Below are 9,540 nucleotides of genomic sequence, written 5' to 3'. Positions count from 1 at the left end.
CGACAACTCCACCAACCGAGCACGCTCGGCATCGGTCAGCTTGATCTCCACCGCGGACGGCCCCGAAGACGACATACGGCAATCATAGAAATTTAAGTGACGAATTTCAGGCGCATGACACTAGTGCACTGTCCACGAACGTTCGCCAGGTCGGGCGCCGCAGGCCGGCGCCGGCATCGCCGTACCACGACCCGCCGACCCGGCGCCGATCACATCCAGCACCCACCGGGCGGAGCAAGCCCCGCCCAACGAAGGTAGGTGGCCACCGCACTAGCGGACCCCTGCGGCGCCCGAGCCCGCCGAGGAGCAGGTCGGCCTGAGCGCTCCAGCCCCCGGCGCCCGCCAAGGCGAGCGAAGGCTCAGCCCGAGCGGTCGAACCCGCGGCGCCCGCCGAGGAGCAGGTCGGCCTGAGCGCTCCAGCCCCCGGCGCCCGCCAAGGCGGGCGAAGGGTCAGCCTGAGCGGTCGGCGACGTAGTCGCAGAGGGAGAGCAGGGCGGCGCGGGCGGGGATGTCCGGGAGGGTCATCAGGTCGTCGCGGGCCCGGCCGATCCAGGACATCAGCTCGGCGCGTGCGCGCACCATGGCCTGGTTGGCGCGCAGCAGTTCGACGGCCTCGGCGACGTCGTCCTCGGCCACCGGGCCGGACAGCAGCTCGCGCAGCCGGGCGTCCCCGGAGTCGGTCGAGGCCAGGACGTACAGGACCGGCAGGGTGCGGATGCCCTCGCGCAGGTCGGTGCCGGGGGTCTTGCCGCTCTCCCCCGCCGTGGAGGCGACGTCGAGCAGGTCGTCCCGGAGTTGGAAGGCGACGCCGATGGCCTCGCAGGCGCTGGTGAGGCGGTCGACGACCTCGGGGGTCGCTCCGGAGAGCAGGGCGCCGAACCGGCCGGAGGTGGCGATGAGCGAGCCGGTCTTGTCGGCCAGCACCTCGATGTAGTGGGTGACGGCGTCCACGCCGGGCCGCGGCCCGATGGTCTCGCGGATCTGTCCGCGGACCAGCCGGGAGAAGGTGCGAGCCTGGATGCGGACCAGTTCGGGCCCGAGGTCGGCGAGGATCTCCGACGCCTGGGCGAACAGGTAGTCGCCGGTGAGGATGGCGACCTTGTTGTCCCACAGGGCGTTGGCGGACGCCGAGCCGCGCCGGACCCTGGCCTCGTCCATGACGTCGTCGTGGTAGAGCGTCGCCAGGTGGGTCAGCTCGATGACCACGGCCCCCGGAATCACACCGGGGGCTCTGAAGTCACCGAAGTGCGACGCGAGCAGCACGAGCATCGCCCGGAAGCGCTTGCCGCCCGCCTCGATGAGGTGCTTGGACGCCTCCGCGACGAAGGCGTCCTCACTGTCGGCGGACGTGCGGAGCATCTTCTCCACGGCGTCGAGGCCGCTGGCGACATCCGCTGCCAGCCCCTCGTCGATGAATGGCAGGTCGACTACGGGCGGCGCGGCCATCAAGCATTACTCCTAACGAACGAACAGCGACTGCGCGGCCGAGTGCGCGAGGTCGAGCACCGGCTGCGGGAAGACCCCGAGCACTACGGTAGCCGCCGCCGAGAGCGTGACCACAGCCGCGGTCCCCATGCTCGGCACCGCGATGGTCGGGCCCTCGGGCGAGGGGTCGCTGAAGAACATCAGGACGATCACGCGGACGTAGAAGAACGCGGCCATGGCCGAGGTCACGACACCCACGATGACGAGCTGAACTGCTCCGCCCGAGACAGCGGCGGCGAACACGGCGTACTTCCCGAAGAACCCGGAGGTGAGCGGGATGCCGGCGAAGGCCAGCAGGAAGAGCGCGAAGATGCCGGCGAGCAGCGGGGAGCGCTTGCCGAGGCCGGCCCAGCGGGACAGGTGCCCCGCCTCGCCGCCGGGGTCGCGCACCATGGTGACGACGGCGAACGCGCCGACCGTGGCGAAGCCGTAGGCGACGAGGTAGAACAGGATCCCCGACAGGGCGCTGGCGTTCTGCGCCGACTTGCCGGTGGCGACGACCGCGGTGAGCAGGAAGCCGGTGTGCGCGATCGACGAGTAGGCCAGCATCCGCTTGATGTCGGTCTGGGTGATGGCGAGCACGGCGCCGACGACCATCGTCAGGATGGCGATGACCCACAGCACCGGGGTCCACTCGGTGTCGAGATTGCCCAGCGCGACCCAGAACACCCGCAGCAGCGCGCCGAACGCGGCGATGAGCGTGCCGGATGCCATCAGCGCGGTGATCGGCGTGGGCGCGCCCTGGTACACGTCCGGCTTCCACGCCTGGAACGGCGCGGCGCCGATCTTGAACAGCAGGCCGACGCCGAGCGTCGCGGCGCCCATGTACAGCAGGCTGTCCTGGCCGCCGACGGTGGCGAGGGCGTCGGAGATGGCCTTGAGGTCCACCGACCCGGCGAACCCGTACAGCAGCGCGGTGCCGTACAGGAAGAACGCCGAGGAGAAGGCGCCGAGCAGGAAGTACTTCATGGCCGCCTCCTGCGAGAGCAGGCGGCGGCGGCGCGCCAGGCCGCACAGCAGGTACAGCGGCAGGGACATGACCTCAAGGGCCACGAACATGATCAGCAGGTCGTTCGAGGCGGGGAAGAGCATCATGCCGCCGACGGCGAAGAGCACCAGCGGGTAGATCTCGGTGTGGGCGCCGCCCTCGGAGATCGCGCGGTCCTCCTCGGCGCTGCCGGGCACGGCCGCGGCCTGGGCGACGAAGTTGTCGTCGTCGTTGATCAGCAGGACGCTGACGATGGCGAGCAGCAGGATGGCGCCCCAGATGAACAGGGACGGCCCGTCCACGGCGATGGCGCCCATGGCGGCGGCGTTGCGCACGCCTTTGACCGCCTGCCAGACGGTCAGCGCGAACGCGCCCGCCATGGACAGGACGGTGATCGGCATCTGGATCGACTTGCGCAGGTAGCGGGGCGTGAACGCCTCGACCAGGACACCGATCATCGCCGCGCCGAAGACGATGAGCATCGGCGCGAGCTCACCGTATTCGATCTTCGGCGCCTCAATCGCGGCGGCGGCGAGCGAACTCACTGGCCTGCCCCCTTCTTCTCAGCGGTCGCGGGTATGGCGGGGGTGAACTGCGGCGCCTGCACGCTGGTGAGGGTCTGGTGGACCGCCGGGTTGATCACGTTGAGCAGCGGCCCGGGGAAGAACCCGAAGCCGATGAGCAGCGCGAGGAGCGGGACCACGACGACCTTCTCGCGGAGGTTCAGGTCGGGGAGCGCCTTGACCGACTCGGCGGTCGGCCCGGTCATCATGCGCTGGTACATCCACAGGATGTAGATGGCCGCCAGGACCATGCCGATCAGCGCGATGATGCTCGGCACGATGAAGCGCTCATAGGTGCCGATCAGGACGAGGAACTCGCTGACGAAGGTCGACAGGCCAGGCAGCGACAGTGACGACAGGCCGGCGACCAGGAAGGTGCCCGCCAGCACGGGGGCGACCTTCTGCACGCCTCCGTAGTCGGCGATGTACTGCGACCCTCTGCGGTTGATCAGGAAGCCCGCGAGCAGGAACAGCGCGCCGGTGGAGAACCCGTGGTTGACCATGTAGAGCGTGGCGCCCGAGCCGGCGTCGGCGGTCATCGCGAACACGCCCATGGTGATGAAGCCGAAGTGCGAGATCGAGGTGTAGGCGATGAGCCGCTTCATGTCGGTCTGCCCGATGGCCACGATGGCGCCGTACACGATGCCGATGACGCTGAGCGCGATCACCAGCGGCGTGAAGAACTTGGCGGCGTCGGGGAACAGCTCCAGGCAGAAGCGGAGCATGCCGTAGGTGCCGACCTTGTCCAGCACGCCGACGAGCAGGACGGCCGCGCCGGCGGGCGCCTGGGCGGCGGCGTCGGGCAGCCAGGTGTGGAAGGGCCACAGCGGCGCCTTGACGGCGAAGGCGATGAAGAAGCCGAGGAACAGCCACTTCTGCGTCGTCGGGTCCTTGATGACGCCGATGAGCTCGGGCTGCAGGAAGGTGCCCTTGGCCGCGATGGAGTACAGCGCGATCACGGCCACCAGCATGAGCAGGCCGCCGAACAGCGAGTACAGCAGGAACTTCACGGCCGCGTAGGACCGCTGCGCCCCGCCGTAGGACCCGATCATGAAGTACATCGGGATCAGCATGGCCTCGAAGAACACGTAGAACAGGAAGACGTCGGTCGCCGCGAAGACGCCGATCATCATCGCCTCGAGCACCAGGATGAGCGCAAAGTAGGTCTTGACCGACCGCTTGGCGTCGGGCCGCTCGGCGTCGTGCCAGGAGGCCAGCACCACGATCGGCACCAGCACCACCGCGAGCGCGATGAGCACCAGCGCGATGCCGTCGACCGCGACGGCATAGTGGACGCCGAACGACGGGATCCAGGAGTAAACCTCGCTGAACTGGTCGCGGGCCCCCGACGGCTTGAACTGGGCCGCCATGGCGAGCGTGAGCACCAGCACGACGAGCGAGACCGCGAGCGTGAGCTGCTTGGCGAGCTTGTCGTTGCCCTTGGGCACCGCCGCCACCGCCAGCGCGCCCACCACGGGCACGCCCATCAGGATTGAGAGCCAGGGCATCACAGGTTCCCTACGACGAACCATGCGCCGACCAGGAGGGCGGCACCGAAGAATATCGACAAGGCGTACGACCGGACGAAGCCGGTCTGGACGCGGCGCAGGCGCCCGGAGGTGCCGCCGATGAGCGCCGCCAGCCCGTTGACCAGCCCGTCGACGCCGCGGTTGTCGAAGAACACCGCGAGCCGGGTCAGCCACTGGCCGGGGCGCATGAACAGCGCCTCGTTGATCGCGTCGCCGTACAGATCACGGCGGGCGAAGACGGTGAGGATCGACCCGCGCGGGGCGACGGCCGGGACCTCGGCCCTGCCGTAGCGCATCCAGGCGTAGGCGACGCCGACCGCGACCACCGCGAGGGTCACCAGGCCGGTGACGCTGAACGGGTGGAAGCTCGGCAGTTCCTCGGGACGGCCGACGGCCGGGGCCAGGAACTCCATGAACCGGTTGCCCGCGATGAGGAACGCGCCGCCGAACACCGAGCCGATCGACAGCAGGATCAGCGGCCAGGTCATGACGGCCGGGGACTCGTGCGGGTGGGCGCCGGACTCCCAGCGGGGCTTGCCGTGGAAGGTCATGAAGAACAGGCGCGACATGTAGAAGCCGGTGATGCCCGCGCCGATCACGGCGAGCCAGCCGAGGATCGGGTTGTGCTCCATCGCGGTCTCGATGATGCCGTCCTTGGTCCAGTAGCCGGACAGCAGCGGGAAGCCGATGATCGCCAGGTAGCCGAGCCCGAAGGTGGCCCAGGTGATGCGCATCTTTCCGGCCAGGCCCCCGTACTTGCGCATGTCGACCTCGTCGTTCATGGCGTGCATGACCGAGCCGGCGCCGAGGAACATCGAGGCCTTGAAGAAGCCGTGGGCGATCAGGTGGGCGATGGCGAAGGCGTACCCGACCGGGCCGAGCCCGGCGGCGAGCATCATGTAGCCGATCTGCGACATCGTCGATCCGGCCAGGGCCTTCTTGATGTCGTCCTTGGCGGTACCGATGATCGCACCGGCGAGCAGCGTGGCGACGCCGACGATGGTCACGACGAGCGCCGCGGTCGGAGCCCCCACGTAGATCGGGCCGGAGCGCACCACCAGGTAGACGCCGGCGGTGACCATGGTGGCCGCGTGGATGAGGGCCGAGACCGGGGTCGGGCCCTCCATCGCGTCGAGGAGCCAGGACTGCAGCGGGAGCTGGGCCGACTTGCCGCACGCGCCGAGCAGCAGCGCGAGCCCGATGAGGGTCAGCGTGCCCTGCGACGCCTGCGGCACGTGGGACAGGACCGGGCCGAAGGCCACGGTGCCGAACGTCGTGAAGATGACGAAGACGCCGAGCGCGAGGCCCATGTCACCGACGCGGTTGACGATGAAGGCCTTCTTCGCCGCGGCCGCCGCCGAGGGCTTGTGCTGCCAGAAGCCGATGAGCAGGTAGGACGCCAGGCCCACGCCCTCCCAGCCGACGTACAGGCCGAGGTAGTTGTCGGCCAGCACCAGCAGCAGCATCGCGGCGACGAAGAGGTTCAGGTAGGCGAAGAACCGCCGCCGGTTCGGGTCGTGCGCCATGTAGCCGATCGAGTAGATGTGGATCAGCGACCCGACACCGGTGATCAGCAGGGCGAACGAGATCGACAGCGGGTCCAGCAGCAGGCCCATCTTGACGTCGATGGAGCCGCCCGGCAGGAAGTCGTACAGCTCCACCACGCGGCGGCGCTGGTCGGCCCCGAAGCCGAGCAGTTCGAAGAAGACGAGCACGGCCACCACGAACGACGCCAGCGACATGACGACGCCCAGCAGGTGGCCCCAGCGGTCGGTGCGGCGGCCGCCCAGCAGCAGGATCGCCGCGCCCAGCAGGGGCAGGGCGATCGTCAGCCAGGACAGGCCGATCACTCCACCGGAGTGCTGGACGATCTCAGCAGCGGTTTCCACGGCGTCCTCTTAGTACTTCAGCAGGTTGGCGTCGTCCACCGACGCGGACCTGCGGGTTCGGAAGATCGTCACGATGATCGCGAGACCGACGACGACCTCGGCGGCGGCCACGATCATCACGAAGAACGCGATGATCTGGCCTTCCAGGTTGCCGTGCTGCCGGGCGAAGGTGACGAAAGCCAGGTTGCACGCGTTGAGCATCAGCTCCACGCACATGAACACGACGATGGCGTTGCGGCGTACCAGCACGCCGACGGCGCCGATGGCGAACAGCAGCGCGGACAGCACCAGGTAGTGGGTGGTCACTTGCCTTCCTCCTCGACGGGGCGGTCGGCGGCCGGGCCGGCCGTCTGGGCGGCCTTGGGCTTGTCCTGCTCGTCGACCGGCGCCTCGGGCGCCTCGGCGACCGCCTGGACGACCTTGGGCCGCTCGGTGCGGGCGCCGCTCTCGGCGACCCTCCTGATGGCCTCCGCCAGTCTCGGGTTGTCGGGGAGGCGGCCGTCCTCGACGTCGTGCCGGGCGATGACCCGGTTGACCGACAGCTCCGAGACCGTACCGTCGGGCAGCAGGGCGGGCATGTCGATCGCGTTGTGCCGGGCGTAGGTGCCCGGGCCGGGCAGCGGGGCCGGGTGGTCGCCGAGGAAGCGGGCGCGCGCCAGGTCCTTCTGCGTCGGCTTGGGCTCGCTGCGCTCGCGGTGCGCCAGCACCATCGCGCCGAGCGCGGCGGTGATGAGCAGCGCGGAGGTGACCTCGAAGGCGAAGACGTACCGGGTGAAGATGAGGCCGGCGAGCGTCGGGACGTTGCCGCCGTCGGCGCTGACCGCCGCGCTCAGCCCGGTCGGCGCGCCGATCACGGCGTTGCCGATGCCGGCCGCCAGCAGCACGGCGAAGCCGAGCCCGGCGATGACCGCCCAGAAGCGCTGCCCCTTGATCGTCTCGACCAGCGAGTCGGAGGAGTCGACGCCGACCAGCATCAGCACGAACAGGAACAGCATCATGACCGCGCCGGTGTAGACGATGATCTGCACCACGGCGAGGAACGGGGCGTCCTGCACGGCGTACAGCACCGCCAGCGAGAGCATGACCACGCCCAGCATGAGCGCGGAGTACACCGCCTTGCGGCTGAAGACGAGCCCGAACGCCGCGGCCACCGAGACGACCGCCAGCACCCAGAACGTGATCGTTTCACCCATTGCTACGGCCCAACCGGTAGTAGTCCTCTTCGGTGTCGCCGAGGCGCATGGGGTGCGGGGGCGCCTCCATGCCGGGACCCAGCGGCGCGAGCAGCATCTCCTTGGTGTAGATGAGGCTCTCACGGCTTGAGTCCGCGAGCTCGTACTCGTTGGTCATCGTGAGCGCCCGTGTCGGGCACGCCTCGATGCACAGGCCGCACAGGATGCACCGCAGATAGTTGATCTGGTACGTCCTGCCGTACCGCTCGCCCGGCGAGAAACGCTCCGCGTCGGTGTTGTCGGCGCCCTCCACGAAGATGGCGTCGGCGGGACAGGCCCAGGCGCACAGCTCGCACCCGACGCACTTCTCCAGCCCGTCCGGCCAGCGGTTCAGCTGGTGACGGCCGTGGAACCGAGGAGCGGTGGGCTTCTTCTCCTCGGGGTAGTTCACCGTCACCGGCTTCTTGAACATGTGGTGGAAGGTGACGCCGAACCCCTTCACGGGGTTCAGGAAATCAGTTAGTCCCACTGGGGACCTCCTTGCGTCCGTTGACGCCGTGGTAGTGCGGCAGGTCGAGGGCCGGCACCGGGAACCCGCCGGCGGTGGGCTCGGCGCGCAGCTGCTCGAACTCGGCCTCCACCTCCGCCGCCTTGGCCTCCCTGCGACGCTGATTGACCGTGTCGAACCGGAAATAGATGGCCAGGCATCCGACGACGACGACCGCGACGACGACGAGCACCAGGTTGCGCTGGCCCTCGGCGACGCGCAGGGCGCGGACGGTGGCCACCAGCAGGATCCACGCCAGGTTCAGCGGGATCAGGACCTTCCAGCCGAAGTGCATGAGCTGGTCGTAGCGGATGCGCGGCAGCGAGGCGCGCACCCAGATGAAGAACGCGAACACCAGCACGAGCTTGACGAAGAACCACAGCATCGGCCACCAGCCGACGTTCGCGCCGTCCCACAGCGAGATGGGCCACGGGGCTCGCCACCCGCCGAGGAACAGCGTGATGCACAGGCCCGACACGGTGAACACGTTGGCGTACTCGGCGAGCATGAACATCGCGAACTTCAGCGACGAGGAGTACTCGGTGTGGAAGCCGCCGACCAGCTCTCCCTCGCCCTCGGGGAGGTCGAACGGCACGCGGTTGGTCTCGCCGAGCATCGTGATCACGTAGATCAGGAACGACGGGATCAGCAGGATGGCGTACCAGGACGGCAGCGGGATGTCGAGCCCGAAGGCGTGCCAGGAGCCGCCGGAGGCCTGCTTGCCGACGATCTCGGAGGTGGACAGCGTGCCGGCGAACAGGAACACCGCCACGAACGACAGCCCCATCGCGATCTCGTAGGAGATGACCTGGGCCGTCGAGCGCAGGCCGCCCAGCACCGCGTACGGCGAGCGCGAGCCCCAGCCGGCGAGCACGATGCCGTAGACGCCGATGGAGGCCATCGCCAGCACCAGCAGCACGGCGACCGGCAGGTCGGTGAGCTGGAGCGGGGTGCGCACGCCGAACATCGACACCACCGGCCCGAACGGGATGATGGAGTACGACAGGAAGGCCGGCACCGCGATGATGATCGGGGCGAGGATGTAGACGAGCTTGTCGACGGTCCTCGGGAGGATGTCCTCCTTGAGTCCCATCTTGATGCCGTCCGCCACCGACTGCAGCAGGCCGAACTTGCCCGCGCGGTTCGGGCCGTAGCGGTGCTGCATGCGCGAGATGAGCTTGCGCTCGGTCCACACGCCGAACAGCACGCCCAGCATCAGGAACACGAAGATGAAGACGGCCTTGATGATGGAGATCCACAAGGGATCCTTGCCGAAGTCGGCCAGGGTGGGCCCGGCCGGATCGGCGACGAGCAGAGGCCCTGTCATTGGTCGCTCACCAACTCCTCGTTCGCTGCGCGGGCGGCGC

8 protein-coding genes are annotated in these 9,540 nt (G+C 68.9%); all 8 read right to left on the bottom strand.

The features are described from left to right. Positions 1-450: 450 nt before the first annotated feature. From ACFQSB_RS28700 to nuoH, 8 genes are read right to left on the bottom strand one after another with little or no spacing between them, the layout of a single operon-like run. Positions 451-1,446, bottom strand: coding sequence for a polyprenyl synthetase family protein (locus ACFQSB_RS28700; RefSeq protein WP_380829997.1), 996 nt, complete (start codon positions 1,444-1,446; stop codon positions 451-453). A 12-nt stretch (positions 1,447-1,458) separates the two neighbouring features. Then, positions 1,459-3,018 carry an NADH-quinone oxidoreductase subunit NuoN gene (nuoN, locus tag ACFQSB_RS28695; protein ID WP_354837854.1) on the bottom strand — a complete coding sequence of 520 codons (1,560 nt, stop codon included), beginning with the start codon at positions 3,016-3,018 and terminating at the stop codon, positions 1,459-1,461. Next, positions 3,015-4,544: an NADH-quinone oxidoreductase subunit M gene (locus ACFQSB_RS28690; protein ID WP_380829995.1), complete on the bottom strand. Its 1,530-nt coding sequence runs from the start codon at positions 4,542-4,544 to the stop codon at positions 3,015-3,017. Before ACFQSB_RS28690 ends, nuoN begins: the two co-directional genes overlap by 4 nt. Then, the gene (gene nuoL / locus ACFQSB_RS28685; protein ID WP_380829994.1) at positions 4,544-6,454 is read right to left on the bottom strand and encodes an NADH-quinone oxidoreductase subunit L; all 1,911 of its coding nucleotides are present in this window, start codon (positions 6,452-6,454) and stop codon (positions 4,544-4,546) included. The genes ACFQSB_RS28690 and nuoL overlap by 1 nt, the downstream gene beginning before the upstream one ends. 9 nt (positions 6,455-6,463) lie before the next feature. After that, the gene (gene nuoK / locus ACFQSB_RS28680) at positions 6,464-6,760 is read right to left on the bottom strand and encodes an NADH-quinone oxidoreductase subunit NuoK (RefSeq protein WP_354837848.1); all 297 of its coding nucleotides are present in this window, start codon (positions 6,758-6,760) and stop codon (positions 6,464-6,466) included. Further along, the gene (locus tag ACFQSB_RS28675; protein WP_380829993.1) at positions 6,757-7,647 is read right to left on the bottom strand and encodes an NADH-quinone oxidoreductase subunit J; all 891 of its coding nucleotides are present in this window, start codon (positions 7,645-7,647) and stop codon (positions 6,757-6,759) included. The genes nuoK and ACFQSB_RS28675 overlap by 4 nt, the downstream gene beginning before the upstream one ends. Continuing rightward, positions 7,640-8,155, bottom strand: coding sequence for an NADH-quinone oxidoreductase subunit NuoI (gene nuoI, locus ACFQSB_RS28670; RefSeq protein WP_354837844.1), 516 nt, complete (start codon positions 8,153-8,155; stop codon positions 7,640-7,642). Before nuoI ends, ACFQSB_RS28675 begins: the two co-directional genes overlap by 8 nt. Beyond that, complete coding sequence (gene nuoH / locus ACFQSB_RS28665) at positions 8,142-9,500, bottom strand: NADH-quinone oxidoreductase subunit NuoH (RefSeq protein WP_354837842.1); 1,359 nt, start codon at positions 9,498-9,500, stop codon at positions 8,142-8,144. The genes nuoI and nuoH overlap by 14 nt, the downstream gene beginning before the upstream one ends. Between the last annotated feature and the right edge of the window lie 40 nt (positions 9,501-9,540).

Source organism: Sphaerisporangium rhizosphaerae (genome assembly GCF_042665155.1).
Taxonomy (GTDB): Bacteria; Actinomycetota; Actinomycetes; order Streptosporangiales; family Streptosporangiaceae; genus Sphaerisporangium; species Sphaerisporangium rhizosphaerae.
The sequence above is the reverse complement of the archived record's forward strand: the minus strand, read 5'-3'. Positions and strand labels throughout refer to the sequence as shown.